Genomic DNA, 23503 nt, shown 5'->3' on the forward strand with positions numbered 1-23503 from the left:
CCTCCGAATTATAGTTTATGCATCGCATTGAAGATCTCTTCATTTTGAATGCTGATTTTGACGCCCAACGTGTTTTCAACTTGACTCAATGCTTGCTTAATCGCTTCTAAATCAGCCTCTGGTTGCATTTGCAACATCATCATCATGGTAAAATAATCTTCCATGATCGTTTGAGATACATCTAGAATATTGATATTCAATTCTGCCAACTTCTGGCTGACACCGGCAATGATCCCAACCTTGTCCTTCCCGACCACCGTTAAAATAGCTTTCATTATTCTTATTCCTCCAATTTTTTCAATAGTATACCATAATTTATGATAGTTTTATGAAAAATTCTGAAACAAAGGGCTATTTCCTTCAGCCAATATTCGTCTTTAGAGGATCGATTTATTGACGATCTGCAAGTTCTTATCAAAGCGGTAGTGGATCGGCTGCGCATTGGGAATATCAATGGTATCCATTTGGTCTTCCGGTACATCCTCCAAATATTTCACCAGTGCCCGCAGACTGTTGCCATGTCCGGTAATCAAAACATTCTTACCCGAACCCAACAGCGGCGCGATCTCGTCTTGCCATAATGGCGCGACCCGCTGGACCGTCATTTGCAGATTTTCTCCATGAGGAATGTCTTGATCTGCCAATTGTGCGTAACGGCGATCAAAATGGTTTTCTTCTACTAATGGAGGCATTTCATAATAATCTCGACGCCAGCGTTTGACTTGATCTGCCCCGAATTCTCGTGCCATTTCATCCTTATTTTTCCCTACTAAAGCGCCATAATGCCGCTCGTTCAGACGCCAGGTTTTAAATGTCGGTATCCATAACTGATCGCTTTCTTCTAAGATGATCTGGCAAGTCAATGATGCCCGCTTCAATACTGACGTAAATGCAGCGTCAAACTCGATCTGCGCGTTTTTGATTTTTTCCCCTGCCTTACGAGCCTGTTCCTGTCCTTTTTCTGTCAGAGAAACATCCAGCCATCCCGTCCAATAATTTTCAAAATTTGCTTCACTTTCCCCGTGCCGCATCAGTACTACATCCATATGTCTTCCACCTCTCTTCCTTTATTATCCCAGTTTCTTTGAGAAATGTCATTTGCAGTTGACATCTTTTTCATCTTTTTCATAAAATTTTCTTAAAGCTGTACCAATTGATTTTAAAAAATCTAAAGAACTGAGTTTATGCTATCAAGCATCTTTTTTGTAAGCATTAACAAATTGCTCTTTTTTTGCTGTATTTTTTGTATAAATCAGCTATTTGTGGTTCTATTAAACTATGGTAATATGTAATTTGCAAATATTCTGAAAAAAATTGAGGAGTTATCATGAGAGACCTAACTACAGGCACCCCAGCAAAGTTGATTTTTTTATTTACCATTCCATTACTCGTGGGGAATATTTTCCAACAGTTCTATAATATGGTAGATATGATCATTGTTGGGCAAACGATCGGTAAAGAGGCATTGGCAGCAGTCGGCGCGACAGGAAGTATCACATTTTTGATCATTGGTTTTGCTCAAGGTTTGACCGCTGGATTATCTATCATCACGGCGCAACGTTTCGGCGCTCAGGATTTTCGCGGTGTAAAGAAAAGTTTTGCTGTTGCTATTATAATTAGTTTCACAGTAACTGCTATTTTGACTGTTTTGAGTTTAGTATTTTTACGTCCGTTATTATTGCTGATGCAGACACCGCCGGATATTATCCAACAAGCACAGGAATTTATCTCCGTGATCTTAGGCGGTATGTTTGCCTCAATGGCGTTCAATCTTCTTTCAAATATGATTCGAGCGCTAGGAGATAGCCGAACACCTTTGTTCTTTTTGATTTTCGCTGTGATCATCAATGTGATTTTGGATTTGGTGTTTATTATCAATTTCCACATGGGGATCGCTGGGGCTGGGTATGCGACAGTTATCGCGCAAATTTCCGCAAGTTTGATGTGTGTCATCTATATCAAACGGAAAATCCCGTTGCTGCAAGTCTCTAAAAGTGATTTCAAAATAGATAAAGACACTATTTTCACTCATTTAAATGCGGGCTTGCCTATGGCTTTCCAATCATCCATCATTGCTATTGGAGCGGTGGTATTGCAGTCTGCTCTAAATAGTTTGGGAACAGATGTCGTAGCGGCTCAAGCTGCCGCGGGAAGGATCGACCAATTTGCCACTCAGCCAATGATGTCTTCGGTTGTGCGGTCTTTATATTTACTAAATAGCTTGCCAATATAACCAGACAGTGCATAGCCAACCATATTAAAATGGCCAATAGCAGTTGCATCACTTCCTGTAATCTTACGCATGAAGGGCTGACATAATTGAGGCAATGCTGCGGAGAAGAAGCCAAGTAATAATCCACCAACGATAATTGCGGCTACATCCGAGAAGTTATGCGCTTTCAAAATCAAAGATAACACACACGCAAAGAACAAACTATGACCAGTCGTAAAAAAGATATTTTTGAAAGGAGTAATCCTAGCAATTACTAAGTTCATGATAAATCCCAAAATCAGCGTACTACTCGTAACAAACGCAAACTCTGTCTGCGCTAATGCTGTCGCTGCTTCAGGAGAAGCAACAACTCCCTTGATATGAAATCCGGTTTGGAACAACGTATTGAAGTTCTGCAAAGCCCTGTCATGATCGTGCCACCTGCATTAAAGATCTAAAAGCCAATAATTGTCTTAGAGGTTCCAGTCAAGACTTCTGTTCCAGACTTTTTTTGTGCTAATAAGCCTATCATAGCCACAAGCCCTAATAGTACTGCGGGCGTACTTAAGAAGCTAATAATAAAATCCATTTTCAGCCTTCCTTTCTAACTACTGTTTTTCTAACTCAATAAATGCTTCTTCAAGTTTTATCTTAATTTCATTCTTATCCACAATATTCGCAATGCCAACAATCTTCTGTGGTAAATTTTTTTCTATTAATTCATTCGCTACATCAGGCAAAGTAATGATCATATCTCCTTGAAAACCTGGCACACCATCTAAAGATGAATGTTCTACTTCTAACGGAAAGTTATTTTCTTTAACAACTTCATTGACTTTGATCTTTAGCATCAAACTTGATCCTACTCCTGCACGGCAAGCTACTAAAGCTTTATGACTATTCATGTTTATTCTCTCCTTCTGCTTTTTCAATATAGTTTTTAAATTCTTCTCTAGATGAAACGACTTTGATAAATTTTAGAAAATCTGGATTTCCTAATAAATTTGCCAATTCTGATAGCAATTCAATATGCGCTTGGTTATTCTTGGCGCTTAATGGAAAAAGATATTTAACTGGATCATTGGTGCGATGACCTGAAGTAACTGGGGTCTTCAATCGCATAAATCCAATAGCTACATCTTTTGCTCCACTTTCCACCGTTGCATGAGGTAAAGCAATATTTTCAGTAATAACGATATATGGACCGGTCTCTTCGTAAATCTTCAAAATTTTTTCGACATATTTTTCAGTTACTACATCTGCTTCTAAGAAAGGTTGCAAAGCTTTTCTTATTGCTTCTTCAAAGTTATTTGCCTGAACATCTAGTTGAATATATTCATCTTTGATTACTTTACTTAACACTTATTTCGCCTCTATTTCATTTATTACTTGTGCACGTCTATACTATAAGTTCCTCCGCCTTACTTGACAATATAAACTGGGTTCACTTTTTTATAGTGAAAAAACAAAAAGCGTGCTCTAATGGGAATTTATTCTTATTTTCTGTGCCAAGAGCGTTTGACCCATAAAAAAATAGCCTTCTCTCAAAAAAAAAACAGTTCGTTTTTTCTTCCCTATAAAAGAAAAAACGAACCAAAATAAGGCTGGGGCAGAAGTGCTTCACTCTGAGAAATAAGCCGAAATTCACGAAAATTATTTTTCAAATTTTTGTGAATTTCGGCTTATTTAAGAAGGAGTTGCTTCTACCCCCGCCGTTTATTCATTTTTAAAGAATGAGACAAAAGTGTTTCTTACTTTTATCCCACGCTCATTTTGATTCTACATAAATTTAAAATAAAAAAACCTTTACCCTATACTTGAAGTTAGGATAAAAGCTTTTTATTTTCGGTCAATCATCACTTCAGAAAACCAATCATCGAAAAATGATCACCCATTCGCAATCAGTTTGATTCACTTAAGGAATCTTTTAAGGAGATTGCTTCTCCGTTACGTTTCCGCGCGCTTAATTCCCCAATCGCTGTGAATAACAGATCACTAGAAGAGTTCAAAGCTGTTTCTACCGAATCTTGGATCACACCGATAATAAATCCTATCCCTACAACTTGCATCGCAATCTCATTCGAAATACCAAACAAGCTGCAAGCCAAAGGAATCAATAGCAACGAACCTCCCGCAACGCCTGAAGCTCCACAAGCAGCAATGGCTGCCAACAGACTAAGGATCAATTTTGAAGCAAAGGACGCTTCGATCCCTAATGTTTGTACCGTCGTCAATGTCATCACGGTAATCGTTACAGCAGCGCCCCCCATATTGATGGTCGCTCCCAACGGAATCGAGATCGCATAGGATTCCTTCGTTAATTTCAATCGTTCGGCTAACATCATATTGATAGGAATGTTGGCTGCTGAACTACGTGTAAAGAAGGCGGGAACCGCACTTTCTTTTAAGCAAAAGAAAATCAATGGATAGGGATTTTCTTTGATAAATAAGAAAGTCAGAAGCGGATAAACAACTAAAGCGACAAATAACATGGTTCCTACTAATACCAGAACTAGTTGAAGATATTCTGCTAAGCCAGACAACCCTGTCGTTGAGATCGATTGATAAACTAATCCTAGGATACCGATCGGTGCAAACGCAATGATCAGCTGCACTACGTGTGACAAGGCTACAGAAACTTGATCCACGACTTCTTTAGTTGTTTCCGTACGACTACGCAAAGCCAGCCCTAACAAGACGGCCCAGAACAAAACGCCTAAATAATTTGATTCAATGATTGCTTGGATCGGGTTTTGTGTCACGTTAGTCAACATCGTAGATAAGACACTGCCGATATTTTGTGGCACCTTTTCAGAGACCTGTTCTTGCAAAGTGATTGGGATCGTAAAAATCGAACTAACGACTACTGCAACTAACGCAGAGAGGAACGTTCCACCTAAGTATAAAAATAAAATAGGTTTGACATAGGTTTCATTCCCAACTTTATGTTTTGCAATCGAAGCTGCCGTCAGAAAAAATACCAAGAGAGGAGCAATGGCTTTTAAGCAACTGACAAATACAGTCCCCAATATGGTGATAAACGTCCATGAGGGTAAAAAAATACCAACTATAATACCAACTATGATACCGCAACTAATTCGTTGAACTAAAGACATATCCAAAAACTTATCTAACAAATAATCACCCCTATATAGTTTAACCATCATTTTAACATCTCTAAAATAGAAATAAAAGATAAACTTTCTAAAAATTCAAACTATTAAAGAGGATCGGACAGAAGCGTTTAAATCCGAGAAATAAGAAGGAGTTGCTTCTGCTCCCACCGTTTATTCTTTTTTAAAGAATGAGTCAAAAGTGTTTCTTACTTTTGTCCCACGTTCGTGGGGAAAAAATTAACGAAATGATGATTTATTGATTTGAAATAAAGAATAGGTTAGATTCTAGGCGGAATTCATCAGTAGTCTTGTTCTTGTAGACTTTCAATAAATCCATTTTTTTGAATGATTTTTTCTGTTACTGCAACGCTACGGGTACAAAGGGCATTTTTAATTTTGTGTTATTTCATTATTACTCATCTCTCATTACAACAACATTGTACTGTCAAAAAAATCCTCATTTATGATACGGAGCTGGGTATCATGAGTGAATGATATTTATAAATCACTGGATATTGAAGTATATTCTGTTTTCTCAACTTATTTAGTCAGATTTTTTAATGAAGATTTTTTGAGTAACATTTCTATAATTCCTACTTATTGAAAAGTAGTTTGTAGTGCTGCTTCTACCTCTCTCATCTGTTCTACAAATTCCAAATAACTTGACGCAGCTTGCGGAATGAAAAAATGATATGTGAATATTTCTCCTCCTAGCCCGCTTAATATGCCTATTTTTTTATACCCATGATTTGCAGGAAGGGGATCGGAAGTAGGTTGCAGAAAGCCGCCTTTCATTGTATCTGCTTGGTCTAAATTCATTATATGAATATATGTGACTAACTGATTATAGTCATTTCTAGTATCAAGATGTTTTTTGTATTTTGTATCAATTGGTATATTATTAAATGTAAAATCTGGATATCGTGGGGACCGGTTGGGCTCTTGAAATAAATGCATTGTTGCTAACCCTTTATCTCTGCCATAATGTTTCCAACCAGTGACTTTCCCAATGTATTCTTCCCATAGCCAAGACACATCGATAATGATTCCATGTATTTGATTTTTATCACTTCCAAATCCTGATTTTTCTTCCGATAAAATTTGGATACAGATTTGTTGAAGAGCCGAATACTCCTCGTAATAACTATGTTTGACTGGATGAAGGATATTCTCTTGAAGGATATTAAATTGATTTAATCTAGCATAACCAGGTGTTATTTGTTTGATTAGAACCACGTTTTCTTTCGTATCCTCATCTCCACTAAGTAAGAAATCGTACTCATTTTGGATTTTTTCAATAGTATGACGAATAAGCTGGGTTAGGTGATTATTATAGTTAAACTCTCGTGTTCGATAAGCAACTTTTCCAACGAAAGGAACATTCGAACGGATGTGTTTTGCAACATCAACAGCTCCCTTGATATTGGCATTATTGTATTCTCGTTTGACATATTCTTTGTATATCCCTTTACGCATTGCTTCATTCAGATAATAAGGAAAGAGAAATACCAACAAATCGTAGTATGTCATCTTTTTAGATGCACTAAAATGATCATTAATCACGTTGTAATTCAAAACACGCTGAAGCATATAACGTAAAAAGAAATCTTCATGCTTCATTTGATTAGCGAATCTAGAATGAATTCTTAATTCATCTGTTGAATCGCTAAGGATACCTACGACATTACAAGTCCAAATTTTTCCATTTCTTGATTGAAATATCAAGTTATCTTCACTTAGATCCTTGGATTGATTTAACTGTTGCGGAAAGATAATAAAATTTTCTTTCTCTAAACTACTTAAGTCACGATTAACTAAGTTCGTAATGATTGGATGTTGCACAACTGAGTCATTGATTTCTTGATTATCGTGTAGAGGTTTCAGCTTCATCTAAATCACCGTCATTAGAGTATACCTTTTCTAGTATTTCTAATTTTTCTTTCGCCTTATGTTCACCACGAAAATAGTCTTTCAATAATGGATATAACTTAGTATCCCATAATTGTTCCATTGTCTCCTCACCATTATCGATACTTAAAAAATAACTAGCACCAATTTGGTAATCAGTTGACAATCCACCTTTTTCTTTGGCAACGATCGCCTCATTTAAGCGCATCATAAGTTTTTTTGTTTTCTCTTGAGTCAGCATATTTTGTGCTGAATCTTCTGCTTTTATTTCTAAGAAAGTAAATCGCCGGCGCATAGCAAAATCAAAAGTATCAACAGAACGGTCAATGTCGTTCATCGTCCCAATAATATAAACATTATTAGGAATATAGAATTTTTCTTCTGGATTTTCATGGAGGTTTGCATACTGTGTGTAAACACCTTCTTTATGCCCACGATATCCTGGATCAATTGAGAAAAATAATTCGCCGAAAATTTTGGAAATTTCGCCCCGATTAATTTCATCAATGATAAACACATAGTTTTGGTTATTCGTAGAATCTACCGTTGACGCCGTGTAGTTTTTTAAGCCAAATTCTTCTTCTAAGTGTTTTACAATCGCTTTTCGATAAGCATCAAATCCACCTTTTGGCGTACCAGGTAATCCACGATAGACATTATAAATTTGGTCATGGTTCATGTAAGTAGTAGTTTTTGCAGGATAAACACCTTGAATTTCATTTCTTTCATAGGCTAGAAGATTGCGTACTGGTTTACCTGTCAATGTTTTAAGTTTATTGTAGCCTTCTCCCTCTATACTAGCTTCCGTTACCGCATCGAAAAATTTAGCCCAAGCTTCTTCAAAATTATCTTGTCCATTTACTTTCTTTGTTTTCTTTGCTTTTTCAACAAAGCTCTTAAAGCTTCCATCTTTCAAGGTGAAACTAACAACGCCATCATCGGATGTAGTTGGACGTAACCCTTCGACAAAATCAGTATAATCATAGCTAGGATGAAACTGGACAAATCCAATTCGGCTCTTTTCATCTTCGCTCAATTCATTGATTTGTGTAGTTCTGCCATTTGAAACGACATCAGCTGCCATTTCATTTGCAAGGAATGTTTTCCCTGTTCCAGGAGCGCCACGTAGAATAAGGTTTTTGGATTTTATTAATTTATCAGATAATGCTTGTAGATACCCTTTTACATCTGTTTCTTTAGGATTCATTTCTTTTTTATCTTGATAATTCCAAAATGTTTCAACTATTTCCTTTATCTCAGAAGTTATTGGCTTATCCGACGGCAAATGAATAATTTTTTTAATTTCTTTTTTTACACTAAAAACTAATTTTTTATCATTTTCATTACTACGGTCATAAGCAATATTAGTATATCCTGTATTGACATATCCCTTTGCCCAAAGTTTTTTCCCAGCATTATTTTGGTTATAGTTCCACCCAAAATGCAAATTATCTATAATAATCGAAGACTTTCTGTCAGTTTTCCGCTTTCCCCTAATAAATTTGTTTTGCTTTGCTTTAACTTCACTATAATTTCCTTCATTATTATCGTAGCACCAATTGCTGAATTCAATTAGTTCTGTAACTACCTCAGAGAGTTCTTCCATTCTACTACTATCATTCATTTAAATACCTTCTATACAATTTGATTTATTTTTTTAATTTCTCTATTAAATTGACGATGTATGTTAGCTTTATTTCCAGCTTTCATAGATACTGTATAACCCATAATATAAACATATCTACTATTAATTTAACTAGTTTCTTCTAAAATTTAATTTAAGAAACGATTCAATATCTGTAATGCCAAAATCGATTAATTTTTTTAAAATTCTTTTTTCTTGCAAATCATCCAGTTGTGTTCCCTCCTCACACCCACTATACTCTAAATATTATATCCCTCTTTATCATTAAATTCCCAAATAAAATAACACAATAAAAAAATTAGCTGGTTAGTTTCAAGTGAGAAATAGGATTATATTCCAAGAGTCTCCAGAAGAACGTGTCCACATGATTCCGTTCATAAGTGAAAAAGTATAAACTCATGGAATTAATATCTAGAAATGGGTATAAAAATTTCCCCTTAGTTCTATTTTTGATATCAGCTTGTTACAGAATCTATAAATACCACTTGTTATCGATAATAATTAAAAGAATTAAATAATGATTTTTTTACCTCAATTCATTTTCAAGTTGAATCAACTCATCATCTAACATTTTACGCCATGCTCGCTTCATTTCTTGTGGGTATTTAAATGGCTTCGCTTCTGGATGTTTGGCTTTATACCCTTCGTAATCCTTACTGTTGATAATTGCTTTCATATTAGGAATTGGATCTTCACCTAGCATATATTGCAGATTAGAAGCATGTAATTCTTTCTCAGAAACAAACCACTCATTGGAAAAGGCATGAATCAATTCATCACTTGCTTGTGTAAAATAGCGACGCTTAATGACAAAGATATCTTCATTACTATCTAAAGTCCCCACATCAAATGCATTTAAAATTTGTCGGTAAACTTCTTTGACTCCTTCTGTTTTATTCAATTTAGCCAAAGCTTTTTCAATTTCTTCTCGTGCATCTGAACTATTCGCAGCATAAGTTCCTAGTAATTGATCAATATAAGTAGAATCAATATCATACAACTTAGTGGTATTTTCACTATAAAATTCGATCGTTGAAAAATCTTCTCCCTCTTTTTCTGGTTCTTCCTCCATCAATGAACCCTTCACGGTCTCATATACACCAATTGGTTCTGTTGCGAAGTTTGAAAATCAAACGCGCCCTCTCTGAACTCCAAATATCTTAGGCTGTTATTCCCATTAATACCTTGATTTCAGTAGACACCGAAAAGCCGAAGAGCGTTCCATTTCTTCGGTTCTTTTTATATATTCCTCGAATGGTCTCCATGCCCTTAATCGTGGAAGAGGCTGTACGGAGACTTTGATAAAATTTATTTCGTCGTTTAATAGGTCGATGGTCTTGTTCTATTAAATTGTTAAGATACTTCACAGTTCGGTGCTCTGTCTTAGTATATAAACCCACACTCTGTAACTTTCTAAAGGCGGAGCCAAGAGAAGGTGCTTTATCGGTCACAATTGCTTTCGGCTCACCAAACTGTTTATGGAGTCGTTTTAAGAAAGCATAGGCTGCTTGCGTATCCCGTTTCTTTCGTAACCAGATATCTAAGGTTAAGCCGTCCGCATCAATTGCACGATAAAGATAATGCCCACGTCCCTTAATTTTGATATAGGTTTCGTCCATTTTCCATGAATAGAAGGATTGTCTATTTTTCTTCTTCCAAAGATAATAGAGGACTTTGCTGTACTCTTGTACCCAACGATAAATCGTAGTATGACAAACATTTATTCCACGATCATATAACAATTCCTGAACTTCACGATAGCTTAGATTGTAACGCAGGTAGTAACCAACAGCGACAATAATGACGTCTTTTTTGAATTGTTTGCCTTTAAAATGATTCATTACTCTGTCCTCTCTGTCTTTTTTCTCAATTTTACACTAAAATAGATTTTTTGGAAAACTTTGCAACAGAACCAGCTTGTTTACTCCAATTAGGATCGTTAAGAATAATTGATCGATTTCCTAAAGAATCAGTTGTATTTGGCTCCTCAACATCATTCAACGGCTCTAGTTCAACCACATAGTTTGGCTCTGCATAATTGACCATATCAGAAGCATTAAATGTTCTTACTGCCTCTTCCACACTAATTTCTTCGTTCAATTTCACTAATAATACTTGATCTCGCTTATTATAATCGCTTTCATTTGTCCTAAGAGTCAAATCTTTTTCCACCATAACTTTTACACCCAATAAATTTTGCGGTTTATTTTTCTCTGTTGAAATTCTTTGTGTAGCCTTTAAACTGACAATTAGCTCATTAGGTACATACTCTATTTAAGAGTCATCTAATTGGCTCATAATCCTTTCTTTTTGGTTAGTATCTGCAGTTACTTGTTTAGTATGAGCCATGAACCCAAACATACTCACCCCAACAACCAATCCTAAATATATTTTCTTTTTAAACTTTTTCATCTACATCTCCTCCTAATAGTTTTATTTTAGAGTTAGCTCTATTACTTATTTACTAACTCAACAACAGATTATCATACACTTGTTAATGAAATCACAATATCTCATTAAAACACACCCTAAAATCATAACCGTTCCTATGCTCATTTTTTGGATTTTTTAATCACGTAACCAGAAAAATAAATCCCCTCTATTTCACGCAAATCAAAGAAGAACTAAGTAACTACCGTTTAAAGGTAGTTACTTAGTTCTTCTTTGATTATTATCTAACTTTATTATTCATTCCCCACCCTTTGCGCAGTGAGTCTTCGGTATCTTGTTTTATCTGACTGGTAGTTCTTATTATTTCTCCACGATCATCTAATTCTGGAACAATTGGATATTTTTCTCTGAACAAGTCTAGTTCTTTCACCACGTCATTAAACAAATCTTGCTTATCTTCTTGCGTAAGATTCTGTTTAATATACTCATCTAAAGCTTTTCTAAGCAATTCATCTCTTGTCATATTAGTCTCATACTTTTCTACTAAAACTCTGGAAGTCGCATTTAACAAAGTCGACAGTTTTAAAGGATGCTTGGTGGAATAAACCTTATCAAACTTTCTGATTGGTGCGCCAACTTTTTTTGTTCTTCCTCTACTCTGTCTTTCAACATTGGAGGAAGTTTTTATTTCTTGAACTTGGTGCACTTCTAATTGCTTATTTTCAGATGGTGTAATTGCTTGCTGCTTTTTCTTTGCTTCTGCTTCTTTTTTTATTTTGGCGAGTCCTTTGTTGTTCCCAAAAATATCAAGTCCTTTGATGTCAGCCAATTACTCCACCTCCGCATACCAATTCTCGTGTTCTTCCAATTCTTTCAAAATACTGATAAATAATTCGTGGCTTTTGCGATCCCATTGTTTTAAGAGACCTTTCTTTGTCTTCTCCATCGTAATACCTGATCCGTCGTATCGTTTTAAGCGCGCATTTTTGAGTACAACATTTTTAATCAAATGTTCCCCATAAATCTCTTGGGCTTGTTTATACATTTCCTGATCTACTGCGTCACCGCTTTCCAACATGAAAGGAATAACACCAGCAACATATAAATTTGTATCAAATTCTTTCACAAAAAAGTCCATATACTCAAGATATTGCATCGCATTTCTCATCGATTTTACTTGGGTCTGTAAGACGACGATTGCCCAGTCCGCAATGTACATCGCGGATTTACTATATACAGAAATAGAAGGTGGGACATCTAAATAGATGACGTCAAACTCATCAAATAATGGTTCTAGCTTTTCTTTCATATATTTGAATTGGGATAATGAATCATTATATTGGTCTTTGATCCAATCATCATACATTTCAAAGGACATGTCTGCTGGAAGTATATAGAGGTTATTGATTACTTTATAGACAGCCTCTTTAGGTGGAAGATTGTTTATCAACACGTCAGTCACAGTATTTTCGTAAACAATCGGTTCACCTTCTCCGCCTCCTTCTTCGTTAGTGAAGTTCATATGCGTTAAGTTCATCACATCAGAAGTATTTCCTTGCATATCCAAGTCAATTATCAAGGTTCTTTTTCCTTCATTAACTGCTGATTCAAACCCTAACATTTGCGCGCACGTACTTTTACCTACGCCACCTTTAAAATTACCGATTACATATTTCTTCGCTACCACGTTCCTACCTCTTTTCTTTTAGCAATATTCATTTGATACTATTATAACATATTTATTTTTAGTTACTACCAAAAAAAAGATATATATGTACTACCTTATAATTAATAAGTAAAAGGTAGTACATAAATAAGGAAAAGCTGAAATATATTGATTTATAGCTTTCCTCAAAGTAATGACGTTATTTAATTTATCGAGAAGCAGAGAATACTCGCGACTTTAGTCATATAGACGAATCATATTTTCGATAAAAAAGAAGCCGTCCTTCTTAAGAACGACAACAAATCACTAGATTAATTTTTTCAACTGCTCATAAAAGTTTTCATGCGTTCCACATAACGGTTCTGTTGCAAAGTTTTAAATCCACTATCAAATAAGGTAGAATAATACCCGTGGTGCTAGTTAATTTTAATATCCTAAAGAATATCTCAAAGTTCCTTCAAAACGTCGTTGTGCTCGACTTAATAGAACACTGTAAGCCAGTAATATGCTTTCAAATCTACTCTCTAGCCCTTTAACAGAACGTGAGTTGAAATTTTGACAACCTAATTTTTCTAAGGAAGAACAAACAGTCTCAACTGTTTTTCTTTGTTTTCCAAGTAAGCTGTGGTCTAGTTTTTCTGATTTATCCATGTTTTTACGTGGCGGAACGGATATAGTAATGCCCTTAAGGGCAAGCTTTTCATGGATTTTATGGCTAATATATCCTTTGTCCCCTAGGATATTGGGAAGATTCGCTTCTTCCGATAAAGTCTCTAACACTTTCACGTCATGGACACCTGGATTCGTGATTGAGTAAGTAATCGGAAAGCCAGTCTTAGTAACGATCATATGAATTTTAAGACCATAAAAATAAGATTTTTTTGTTGAGTTATAGCCAACTTTGGCTATTTGATTCAATAGTTTTGCTTGTCTATTTCTAACTGGTTTACATAATGGACTAGGAAAACTATCTATAATTCCGACTAGTTCACCTTTGGTGAGCTTCTTGATGAAAAAGTATCGAATAATCTTGATAGTGTAAGCTAAGTTTGAACTTAAGCGAGTGAATCGACTCCTACTAGGAAAGTCACCATTAGGAAATAAGACGGAACAAACCGCTCTATACGTGGCTCTTTGGCTAGTATAGCCATTAATTATGCCCCATATAACACAAGCAATAATCACTGTATCGCGTTGCTTCAGTTGATCAGTATTTCTTCGGTTTTTAATCTTATCTGGTACACAATTGTGGTATATGTTAGAAACAGTTCTCATAATTTCCTTGAATGTTATAAAAGTATCTGTATAATGTTCAGTATATTTTGATGAACGCATATGTAGTCCTCATTTCTTGGGAGTTTTGAGACTACTATATGCGTTTTTTTGTTGATTTACCAACATGTTTAGACATTTTCCTCTAGGAAAAAATTAACTAGCACCACGGGTAGAATAATAGAAAAAGATAGCAGGAGGAATGACGATGAATCATTTTAAAGGAAAGCAATTTCAGCAGGATGTGATTATTGTAGCCGTGGGCTACTATCTTCGTTATAACCTTAGCTATCGTGAAGTTCAAGAAATCTTATATGATCGTGGCATTAACGTTTCTCATACGACGATTTATCGTTGGGTGCAAGAATATGGCAAACTACTCTATCAAATTTGGAAAAAGAAAAATAAAAAATCCTTTTATTCATGGAAAATGGATGAAACGTACATCAAAATTAAAGGAAAATGGCATTATTTGTATCGAGCCATCGATGCAGATGGTTTAACCTTGGATATTTGGTTACGTAAAAAACGGGACACACAAGCAGCCTATGCTTTTCTTAAGCGGTTAGTGAAGCAGTTTGATGAACCGAAGGTTGTAGTCACAGATAAAGCCCCCTCTATTACAAGTGCCTTTAAGAAACTAAAAGAATACGGCTTTTATCAAGGGACAGAACATCGTACCATTAAATACCTGAATAATTTGATTGAACAAGACCATCGTCCAGTAAAGAGACGCAATAAATTCTATCGAAGTTTACGCACTGCCTCTACCACGATTAAAGGCATGGAAGCCATTCGAGGATTATATAAGAAAACCCGAAAAGAAGGCACTCTCTTCGGGTTTTCGGTCTGTACTGAAATCAAGGTATTATTGGGAATCCCAGCTTAAATCATAGATACCGTAAGGGATTTTATTCTTTATTTAAAACTTTGCAACAGAACCATTGTCAGCAACTTTTTTATTTTAAAACTTAAATCAAATCATCAATCGGCACAGATTGGTATTTCGTGGTTAAGCCGTAGTCCCCACTCTGCTTGCACCGCTTCGTTTTTTTATGTGGCATAGATGCGTCAACCACTCATCAAGAAATTAGACTTCTCTATGGAACAATTTAACCGCATGCTCTGCGTGTCAGTTTTCTTTAAACTCATTATAGCATAAAGTCTCCCTATTCGCTTTTGTCGCTCCGCTTGTACACCTCAATTGAAAAAATCGGACGTTCTGCCTTTAGGAAAAATCCCTTGCGGTCGTGGTTACTTTGATTTTTTTGATAGAGTTAAGTATTTATCTCTTCCGTCAAATGGAAAGATAGCACGTATGGCAGACTCAAACACACCTTTAGCGATTACTTCTAGTTCTTCCAAGTCATCTTGAATATCAACGGTTATATGATTACTTCTTTCCCAGTCAATTGTACATTGAATTGTATGTTCTCCAAAGTCAACATCAAATTCTTTGGTTTGATTTCTGTGTATTACCCCAACATATTTATCGTCTATTAAGACTCTGTATGCTCTTAATTTGTTAGCACCTTTTGACGTCCTCGATAATCTTATCTTTGGCATGATTTTATCCTCACTTCCAAAATTTCCGCCATTTTTTTGTTCTTCTTTGGGTTTTGTTATTGCTTGTTCCTTTAGCTGTTCCTGCAAAGCTTCGACTTCCTCTTGTGGTTGATTGTCTGTCTACTCTTCCGCTTGTAGCAAGGGTTTCATCTGTTATTTTTTTGAAAACAACTTTTTAATCGCTCCCAATTTACGATAAGAAAACAAACAGGGATAAAAATGAACATGATTGCTAGTAAAAGCATGCCTACCATCCCAAATAATCCCTCCATCTTTGGTTCTATTATATCAAAAAACATAAAAATAACCCCTATTACCTGTCCAATAGATAACGGGTGTTATTTTAATAGCGTTGTATAGGGGTTATTATCTAATTATAGACCCCATTGGTAGGAGCAAAGCTGCTAAAGTGTATAAAAAATGCCATCACCTCAAGCCAAGATAATAGTCTTCATGAGCAACTACCTACCCCAAAAAGTATGTTCTAACAAAAATTCCAATCAATATGACAACAGCTAACAATAGTGTAGTTTTAAAATATGAAACGCAACAAGAGTAAGTAATGATTCGGTGCTGCTCTTGTTATAGGAGTTATTTGAAGATTGTAAGCCCTAAAAAGTGTTATTTTTTTCGTGATATATCCTTAGCTTTCATTTTTTCGATTTCTTTGCTGGCTTTCTTCTTCCTATCCCTCAGTGCCTCTAACCAGATACCATTTAAAAGTGCCTCTCCCACAATCAATACCATTAGTTTGGCTAGTAAAGACTGATCCTTAGTAAAGATGATATAAACCATTAATAACAGAAAAGCAATTCCAGGAATCGCTCCAAACCATTTTGGCAAATATCTATCTAAAACGTAAAGTATAGCTACAATCAACATACCCATTAAAAGCCCTTTAAACTCACTCATTTTTTTCCTCCTTAAAATCTTCAATAATTTGTTTTGCTAAGTCTAACGATATTTTTTCGTCAATTACCAATTGCATAATTTTGGCTTCAAAGGTACTTGTATTATCCTGTTCAATTAAATCAATTTTTTGAATAATTTTATTCAAGCGCATTCTGACGGTCGGATAACTTACTTGATATACCTTTGCCAATTGCTTTAGAGAGCCCGAAGCATGTACTAACTGTTTAACAAATTCTTGGTCCGCTTGATCTAGTGTTAAAAACCAGTTCATATTTCTCCCCTCCTTAATTAAATAATATTTATTTTAATTTAACATTATTTATAATAAATGTCAACAAAAGACATTATTTTTTATATGTTGACCGATTTAATTTGACTCCGAATTTGACAAAAATAGTCTTTCAAAGCGATAACAATGCCGCTTTGAAAGACTATTTAAAAAGTATTTAGTACAAAATTGTTATTTAGATTTATAGACCCTAAACAAACATCTTTTGTAAAAAGCCTTTTTTCTGTTCTTTCAATAAATCTAACTTACGTTGATGAAGAGTGATAGTATCATCTAATTGTTTGAAGAATGAGCCGATTTTTCGTTGTTCTTCATAACTGGGAACACTTATTTCAAAGGTAGAGTATTCTTTTGCATTTACCCCAGGTTGTCCTGAACGTTGTGAGGTAACTCGAATGGTTCTGTTGCAAAGTTTTAAATAAAGAATAAAATCCCTTACGGTATCTATGATTTAAGCTGGGATTCCCAATAATACCTTGATTTCAGTACAGACCGAAAACCCGAAGAGAGTGCCTTCTTTTCGGGTTTTCTTATATAATCCTCGAATGGCTTCCATGCCTTTAATCGTGGTAGAGGCAGTGCGTAAACTTCGATAGAATTTATTGCGTCTCTTTACTGGACGATGGTCTTGTTCAATCAAATTATTCAGGTATTTAATGGTACGATGTTCTGTCCCTTGATAAAAGCCGTATTCTTTTAGTTTCTTAAAGGCACTTGTAATAGAGGGGGCTTTATCTGTGACTACAACCTTCGGTTCATCAAACTGCTTCACTAACCGCTTAAGAAAAGCATAGGCTGCTTGTGTGTCCCGTTTTTTACGTAACCAAATATCCAAGGTTAAACCATCTGCACCGATGGCTCGATACAAATAATGCCATTTTCCTTTAATTTTGATGTACGTTTCATCCATTTTCCATGAATAAAAGGATTTTTTATTTTTCTTTTTCCAAATTTGATAGAGTAGTTTGCCATATTCTTGCACCCAACGATAAATCGTCGTATGAGAAACGTTAATGCCACGATCATATAAGATTTCTTGAACTTCACGATAGCTAAGGTTATAACGAAGATAGTAGCCCACGGCTACAATAATCACATCCTGCTGAAATTGCTTTCCTTTAAAATGATTCATCGTCATTCCTCCTGCTATCTTTTTCTATTATTCTACCTTATTTGATAGTAGATTTAAAACTTTGCAACAGAACCCGGAGCCTGATACGCAAACCACTCTGACATAGAATTTTTTGGATACTTCTTTTTATATTCTGGATAATCCATAATCGTGATCATTACTCATCAACCTTCCAATAATTAAATTTATAAATCTAAATGTTTTTCTTGTTTGGCTTATCTGCTATTTTAGTTGTCGATTTTCTCGCTACATTACCACTATTCATTTGATAATATTATTATAAATATCATCATAATTGTATTCTTTAATAAATCCAATTTGCTCAGAAATTCATGTAACAAGTACTAGTCAGCAGTTTCAGTAACAACTAAAGTAATACGGATTTTTGTATTTATTTCGTTTTCTCCTAATGAATTCCTAAACTATTTTTCGACGGTTCTATTTGTAAACTAAAAATTGACTAACTCATTGACACACATCAGTTTTTAAGTCATCATAAATATATAGTTAAACATAGATATCGATTTGCTATTCCTATGCATTTGTGAATACATGATCATGAAGACCAAGTATACTCTTTAGTAAAAAACTAAAAAAGGACTTTTAGGAAGATATCTGGTCAAACTTACGAATATAAACTGAATTATTTGAAGACAAATGAATAGGTTCTGCTAGAAAGCCTTGTCGCTTTCTTTGATAAAAATTAACCCGAGGCTGGGACAGAAGTGTTTCTTACTTTGTCCCACACTCACTATCTTTTAAAAATGACAAATCTATTATATCAGAAATGAGGAATCAAGAAATGGGATTATTCGATGGACTAATGGGAAATGCTGCACAACATGATAATAAATCTGTATAAAAAGAACTACAAGGGGTCTTAGTACCTAATGAAAACGTGGATTTAGCTTTTAAATTAGTAAGAGACTTAATTGTTTTTACAGACAAACGATTGATTATCGTTGACAAACAAGGTGTCACTGGTAAAAAAGTAGAATATAAGTCGATTCCTTATAAATCAATCTCACGTTTTTCTGTAGAAACAAGTGGTCATTTTGATTTGGATGCAGAGTTGAAAATTTGGATTTCTAGCGCTGAACTTCCAGCCGAGAGTCTACAATTCCGCAAGGACAAAAATATTGTAGCTATTCAACAAGCATTAGCTTCTGCTGTTTTATTCTAACTATTGAAAATCATTGAACCAATCTAACAATGATCCGTCCTTGTTTTTGACAGAAAATCCACCGAAAAATCAATTTTTTCGATAATGAGTAAGTCAATGAGGATTTCACTAACAAACAAAAACTGGAAGACTGAAAATCGTAAAAAAGATTTCCAGTCTTCCAATTTTTTGTCTTGATATATATCCAAAACTCTAGCGAAACGGGTTATAAAAGCGTCCGCCATTGATGAACAATAAAGATATTCCTGCAGCACACAATAAGATTACCAGTAATAATGCCAAATAATCATTGCGTTTCAAGGGTTTAGCTAACAACCAAGTGCGGCTTTTTTTCTTACCGAAACGACGAAGCTCCATCGCCGAAGAAATCGTTTCGATCCGTTCTAAACTGGAAAAAATCAAAGGAATCGCAATCGTTAAATTGCCACGTACTCGTTTCATCAACGAGGCTTTCTTGGATAGCTCATTTCCTCGAGCTTGCTGTGCTTTTGAAATCGTTCGAAAATCTTCTTGAATATCTGGGATATAACGCAATGCTAAAGAAAAAGCATAAGCGATCTTATATGATCCACCTACTCGATGAATACTTGATGCCAATTCACTAGGGTTCGTCGTCAAAATAAAGATCAACCCTGGTGGGATCGTGACGAAATATTTGATCAGCAGATTGAACTCATAAAAAAGTTGTTCTTGTGTGAGTGTATATCGGCCGATTCCTTCAAAAATCACATGTCTTGTCCCATAGATCGTCACGCCATATTCTGGTGCAAATAGATAAACCGTCAATAAATTCAAAATCGAAAAGAATGCGATGAATTTCAATACAAAGGAAATCTCACGATACGTAATTTTTGCTGTTCGAAAAAGAATAATAGAGAAAAGCGCAAGCACTAGCAAAAAACGTGTGTCATAAGAAATCATCCCAACTACTGAAATCATTAAAAAGCACAACAATTTAGTGAAGCCGCTAAGTTGATGGATCACCGTTTTTTTCGGCAAATAACCGATCAAATTATTGTCTGCCATCAGTAGGCACCTCCTCATGCTGGATGAATGCCGACACAAAATCGGTGGCATCTGCTAAATGATTGTTTTGTGCCAAACGATAGAGACTCGTTTCACGCAGACTTGCTGAGGCAACTAATTCTGCCGAAGATAAGACATTGGCAGGGGTCTCATCCGCGATGATCTGTCCTTGTTTCAATACCAACGTCCGTCGGATGTGTTCCAACATCAGGTGCATATCATGGGTGATCATCAAGATGGTAATCCCTTGCTGGTTCAACGTGCGTAAAAAGGTCATCATTTCATTATAATGGTAATAATCTTGCCCCGCTGTAGGTTCATCAAGGATCAGCAATTCAGGCTCGAGTACTAAAATAGCTGCAATTGCTACTCGGCGTTTTTGCCCATGGCTCAATGCAGAGATTGGCCAATTACGAAATTCGTAGAGTCCACAGACCTTCAATGTGTCAAAAACTTTTTCCTGGATCTCCTCAGGTTCGACACCCTGGTTCTCCAACCCTAATGCGACCTCTTCAAAAATCATATTCTTCGATAGCATTTGATTACTATTTTGCAACACGTAACCTATTTTATCGGCTCGTTCCTTGATACTTTCATTTGCAATGGATTGCCCTTTCCACAATAGTTCACCTGTTTGAAGAGGATAAAAACCTGTGATCAGGTTCGACAGCGTAGACTTTCCTGCCCCATTATGCCCAACAAGACTGACCATTTCTCCTTGATAGAGTGTCAAGTCAATTTTTTTGATGACTTGCTCATCCCCAAAGCCAAAGGAAATATTTTTCAGTGTCAGTAATGGCGTTTCTTTTAACGGAATTGCTTTGAATTCTCCCTGATCCTTGGCTAATGCCGTTGCTATTTCTGGGGAAACTAGTTGATCGACCTGTGTTAGATCAGAAAACTCTTCCAAAGAAATACCCGCACGTTTCAAAGCAGAGATATACAACGGTTCGCGTATACCATACATTGTCAAAAGGTCACTTTTTAGTAATTCTGTTGGCGTGCTATCTGCGATGATCGTTCCTTCGTTCATTAGAATAACACGATCGATTGGTGCTGCTAAAACTTCTTCCAAACGGTGTTCGATAATGATTGTTGTAAATTTTTGCGACTGATACAACTGGTCGATCATTTGAATCGCTTCGTACCCCGTTTGTGGATCGAGATTGGCTAAAGGTTCATCAAACAAAAGGATCGGCGTTTCATCGATCAAGACGCCAGCCATCGTTACACGTTGCTTCTGACCACCAGAGAGATCTTGTGGGCGTTTTTCTAATTGTTCCGATAGATTGGTTTTTTCAGACCAATAATTTACCGCCTTGCGCATCTCCGTTTGCTCAATCATCTCGTTTTCCAATGAAAATGCAATATCTTCAGCCACTGTCAAGCCAACAAATTGGCTATCCGTATCTTGCAATACTGTCCCCACATCTAACGAAAGGTCATAGATGGTGGATTCACCAAACAACTTCCCGTTGATGTTCAAACTCCCAGTATAACTACCTTTTTCATTTTGCGGGATGATACCATTCAAACATTTCCCTAAGGTAGATTTTCCTGAGCCACTAGGTCCCATGATCAAAATCTTTTCTCCTTGTTTGATGGACAAATTGATATTTTTCAGCGTGGGTTCGGCTTGGCTATCATATTGAAATGTAAAATCATGAAACTCGATCATTTTATATCCTCACGTTCTAATCTTCTTTATTTAAGCTACCTTTTTTCGTTTTCGTCTGTGCATAGGCTTTTAGCAAAATAACACCGATGACACCTGTTACAATCGCATTTGTAATCCCTGCAACGATACCTTGTGTAAAGACTTTGCTTGGTGCCTCCGCATAGATCAAGATATCTCCGATTGGTGCAATCACTACCCATGTAATCAAATTGGCGATCGTTTCACCAACAAGAAATGTCCCGATTTCTTTTTTCCCAAAAGTTCCTTGTTCGATTGGGATACGTTTAGCTAACAAACCAAAGAAGACACCTAAAATACCTGAAGCAATGATCCATGACCACCATGCCCCATAGGTCGTCAAGTCACCAAGTGCATGACCGATAAAGCCTGCTAACCCTGCAACGATAGGGCCATAAACAACGCCTAACAATGCCAAGAAAGGATACGCCGTTGCGATATCCGTATTAGGAATCCCTGTTGGAATAGTTACGAAACGTTTCAAAATGAAGAAGACCGCTGCGCCGATACCAATTGCTACAATGTGTTTTACCGTGAATTTTTTACTCATACTTTTTTACCCCTTTTTAATTAATACGTAATAAGTGCTTCTTTTCTTAGTTCTTTTCTTAGTTCTTTTCTTAGTTCTTTGTCAGTTCGATCGTCCAGTCATTGCCTGTTCCGATCTTATATACAGCTGAAAATGAATCCAGATTGATCCCTAAACCAACGTTCAATAATGAATTGATGTATAATACCGCTTTTTTTGGCGCTACTTGAGCAAACGAACGTCCAAAGACAACCTTATCTTGGTAACGGACTACACCTTGATAGTATATTTTTACTAGTAAGCTTTGTCCATATTCAATTTGCCAATTTTTGAAAAAATCCACCGGAATGTTCGTCCAAAGTGAGCCGAAACGAATATCGGTTATATCGATCGTACCTGTCGTTGTATGTTCATTTTGGACAGGAGCGATCAATGGGAATGTTACTAACTCGCTCGTTGGAATGACTGAACCTAGTTCGTCAAATCGTACATTTTCACTAGCTAGTCGAGCCCCATTGTATACATAGACATCGCGTCCATGGAATGTATGACTTTCTGATGAACCTGGCAAACGCTGTGTTTCTTCATCAATTTGACGGACTTCTTTGATTCCTACGTATTGTGCCAAATATGTCAATGTCCCATTGTCTGGCGTGATGACATATTGCCCATCTTTTAATTCTGCCACGACACTTCGACGCGTTGAACCAACCCCAGGATCAACAACCGAAACAAATACCGTGCCCGCTGGCCAATAACTTGCTGCTTGCAATAGACGGTAACTTGCATCATGAATATTGTATGGTTCAATCTCGTGAGTGAGATTATTGATGATCAAGTTGGGCTCAACTTGATAAGCCACTCCATACATTGCATTTACCGCGCCATCTTGCAACCCAAAATCGGTTTGTACTACTAAAAATCCTGCCATAATTCGTCCACCTTCCAATTCTTTATGTC

General features: G+C 36.1%; 23 protein-coding genes and 4 pseudogenes. 3 read left to right on the top strand and 24 right to left on the bottom strand.

Features of this window, described 5'->3' with window-relative positions; all coding sequences use genetic code 11:
• Positions 1-8 precede the first annotated feature (8 nt).
• Together MKX69_RS13590 and MKX69_RS13595 are read right to left on the bottom strand one after the other, a co-directional pair.
• Positions 9-275, bottom strand: a complete 267-nt coding sequence (locus MKX69_RS13590) for an ACT domain-containing protein (protein ID WP_002290085.1) — start codon at positions 273-275, stop codon at positions 9-11.
• Between the two features lie 102 nt (positions 276-377).
• On the bottom strand, positions 378-1046 hold the full coding sequence (locus MKX69_RS13595) for a 2,3-bisphosphoglycerate-dependent phosphoglycerate mutase (RefSeq protein ID WP_002334632.1): 669 nt from the start codon (positions 1044-1046) through the stop codon (positions 378-380).
• 281 nt (positions 1047-1327) lie between these two features.
• On the opposite strand from MKX69_RS13595, the pseudogene MKX69_RS13600 reads away from it, so the two are divergent.
• Positions 1328-2188, top strand: a pseudogene (locus MKX69_RS13600) (MATE family efflux transporter); the annotation flags it as partial.
• Here MKX69_RS13600 and MKX69_RS13605 read toward each other — a convergent pair.
• The 13 genes and pseudogenes from MKX69_RS13605 to MKX69_RS13665 all read right to left on the bottom strand — a co-directional run.
• Positions 2182-2801: pseudogene (locus tag MKX69_RS13605) on the bottom strand (PTS transporter subunit IIC); the annotation flags it as partial. The pseudogenes MKX69_RS13600 and MKX69_RS13605 overlap by 7 nt on opposite strands.
• 19 nt (positions 2802-2820) lie before the next feature.
• Positions 2821-3117 carry a PTS sugar transporter subunit IIB gene (locus tag MKX69_RS13610; RefSeq protein WP_002307675.1) on the bottom strand — a complete coding sequence of 99 codons (297 nt, stop codon included), beginning with the start codon at positions 3115-3117 and terminating at the stop codon, positions 2821-2823.
• Entirely contained in the window at positions 3110-3574 is a 465-nt protein-coding gene (locus MKX69_RS13615; RefSeq protein ID WP_341010575.1) for a PTS sugar transporter subunit IIA, read from the bottom strand. The genes MKX69_RS13610 and MKX69_RS13615 overlap by 8 nt, the downstream gene beginning before the upstream one ends.
• A gap of 539 nt (positions 3575-4113) precedes the next feature.
• The gene (gene sstT / locus MKX69_RS13620) at positions 4114-5379 is read right to left on the bottom strand and encodes a serine/threonine transporter SstT (RefSeq protein ID WP_341010576.1); all 1266 of its coding nucleotides are present in this window, start codon (positions 5377-5379) and stop codon (positions 4114-4116) included.
• A gap of 546 nt (positions 5380-5925) precedes the next feature.
• The gene (locus MKX69_RS13625) at positions 5926-7218 is read right to left on the bottom strand and encodes a 5-methylcytosine restriction system specificity protein McrC (RefSeq protein WP_002336733.1); all 1293 of its coding nucleotides are present in this window, start codon (positions 7216-7218) and stop codon (positions 5926-5928) included.
• Entirely contained in the window at positions 7193-8860 is a 1668-nt protein-coding gene (locus tag MKX69_RS13630; protein WP_341010577.1) for an McrB family protein, read from the bottom strand. Before MKX69_RS13630 ends, MKX69_RS13625 begins: the two co-directional genes overlap by 26 nt.
• 547 nt (positions 8861-9407) lie before the next feature.
• Positions 9408-9992 (bottom strand): annotated as a pseudogene (locus MKX69_RS13635) (type I restriction endonuclease subunit R, EcoR124 family); the annotation flags it as partial.
• Between the two features lie 49 nt (positions 9993-10041).
• Entirely contained in the window at positions 10042-10722 is a 681-nt protein-coding gene (locus tag MKX69_RS13640) for an IS6-like element ISS1N family transposase (protein ID WP_016177626.1), read from the bottom strand.
• 31 nt (positions 10723-10753) lie between these two features.
• Positions 10754-11155 (bottom strand): S8 family serine peptidase, encoded by a 402-nt coding sequence (locus MKX69_RS13645; protein ID WP_435867853.1) that lies wholly within the window; start codon positions 11153-11155, stop codon positions 10754-10756.
• Positions 11156-11293: a hypothetical protein gene (locus MKX69_RS13650; RefSeq protein WP_177164651.1), complete on the bottom strand. Its 138-nt coding sequence runs from the start codon at positions 11291-11293 to the stop codon at positions 11156-11158.
• Positions 11294-11552: 259 nt separating this feature from the next.
• The gene (locus MKX69_RS13655; RefSeq protein ID WP_002292681.1) at positions 11553-12101 is read right to left on the bottom strand and encodes a hypothetical protein; all 549 of its coding nucleotides are present in this window, start codon (positions 12099-12101) and stop codon (positions 11553-11555) included.
• Positions 12102-12959, bottom strand: coding sequence for a ParA family protein (locus MKX69_RS13660; RefSeq protein WP_002292680.1), 858 nt, complete (start codon positions 12957-12959; stop codon positions 12102-12104).
• Between the two features lie 405 nt (positions 12960-13364).
• On the bottom strand, positions 13365-14273 hold the full coding sequence (locus MKX69_RS13665) for an IS982-like element ISEfm1 family transposase (RefSeq protein WP_002343056.1): 909 nt from the start codon (positions 14271-14273) through the stop codon (positions 13365-13367).
• Positions 14274-14418: 145 nt separating this feature from the next.
• Between MKX69_RS13665 and MKX69_RS13670 the strand changes: the two genes are divergently transcribed.
• On the top strand, positions 14419-15099 hold the full coding sequence (locus MKX69_RS13670; protein WP_001015311.1) for an IS6-like element IS1216 family transposase: 681 nt from the start codon (positions 14419-14421) through the stop codon (positions 15097-15099).
• Positions 15100-15464: 365 nt separating this feature from the next.
• On the opposite strand, the gene MKX69_RS13675 is transcribed toward MKX69_RS13670, so the two are convergent.
• The 5 genes from MKX69_RS13675 to MKX69_RS13695 form a co-directional block, all read right to left on the bottom strand.
• Complete coding sequence (locus tag MKX69_RS13675; RefSeq protein WP_234699759.1) at positions 15465-15863, bottom strand: hypothetical protein; 399 nt, start codon at positions 15861-15863, stop codon at positions 15465-15467.
• 534 nt (positions 15864-16397) lie between these two features.
• Positions 16398-16688, bottom strand: a complete 291-nt coding sequence (locus MKX69_RS13680; RefSeq protein WP_024636107.1) for a hypothetical protein — start codon at positions 16686-16688, stop codon at positions 16398-16400.
• Entirely contained in the window at positions 16681-16959 is a 279-nt protein-coding gene (locus MKX69_RS13685; protein WP_002330374.1) for a DUF2089 family protein, read from the bottom strand. The genes MKX69_RS13680 and MKX69_RS13685 overlap by 8 nt, the downstream gene beginning before the upstream one ends.
• Positions 16960-17167: 208 nt before the next feature.
• Positions 17168-17428 (bottom strand): restriction endonuclease subunit S, encoded by a 261-nt coding sequence (locus MKX69_RS13690; RefSeq protein WP_341010583.1) that lies wholly within the window; start codon positions 17426-17428, stop codon positions 17168-17170.
• The gene (locus tag MKX69_RS13695; RefSeq protein ID WP_002287920.1) at positions 17429-18109 is read right to left on the bottom strand and encodes an IS6-like element IS1216 family transposase; all 681 of its coding nucleotides are present in this window, start codon (positions 18107-18109) and stop codon (positions 17429-17431) included.
• 802 nt (positions 18110-18911) lie between these two features.
• Between MKX69_RS13695 and MKX69_RS13700 the strand changes: the two are divergent.
• Positions 18912-19292, top strand: a pseudogene (locus MKX69_RS13700) (PH domain-containing protein).
• Positions 19293-19484: 192 nt separating this feature from the next.
• On the opposite strand, the gene MKX69_RS13705 reads toward MKX69_RS13700, so the two are convergent.
• The 4 genes from MKX69_RS13705 to MKX69_RS13720 form a co-directional block, all read right to left on the bottom strand.
• Positions 19485-20318 (bottom strand): energy-coupling factor transporter transmembrane component T family protein, encoded by an 834-nt coding sequence (locus MKX69_RS13705; protein ID WP_005876744.1) that lies wholly within the window; start codon positions 20316-20318, stop codon positions 19485-19487.
• Positions 20305-21996 carry an ABC transporter ATP-binding protein gene (locus tag MKX69_RS13710; RefSeq protein ID WP_021109053.1) on the bottom strand — a complete coding sequence of 564 codons (1692 nt, stop codon included), beginning with the start codon at positions 21994-21996 and terminating at the stop codon, positions 20305-20307. Before MKX69_RS13710 ends, MKX69_RS13705 begins: the two co-directional genes overlap by 14 nt.
• A 16-nt stretch (positions 21997-22012) precedes the next feature.
• Positions 22013-22564 (bottom strand): ECF-type riboflavin transporter substrate-binding protein, encoded by a 552-nt coding sequence (locus MKX69_RS13715; protein WP_005876741.1) that lies wholly within the window; start codon positions 22562-22564, stop codon positions 22013-22015.
• A gap of 70 nt (positions 22565-22634) precedes the next feature.
• The gene (locus MKX69_RS13720) at positions 22635-23474 is read right to left on the bottom strand and encodes an SAM hydrolase/SAM-dependent halogenase family protein (protein WP_341010578.1); all 840 of its coding nucleotides are present in this window, start codon (positions 23472-23474) and stop codon (positions 22635-22637) included.
• Positions 23475-23503 lie beyond the last annotated feature (29 nt).

The organism is Enterococcus sp. FSL R5-0957 (assembly GCF_038008005.1).
GTDB classification, from domain to species: domain Bacteria; phylum Bacillota; class Bacilli; order Lactobacillales; family Enterococcaceae; genus Enterococcus_B; species Enterococcus_B faecium.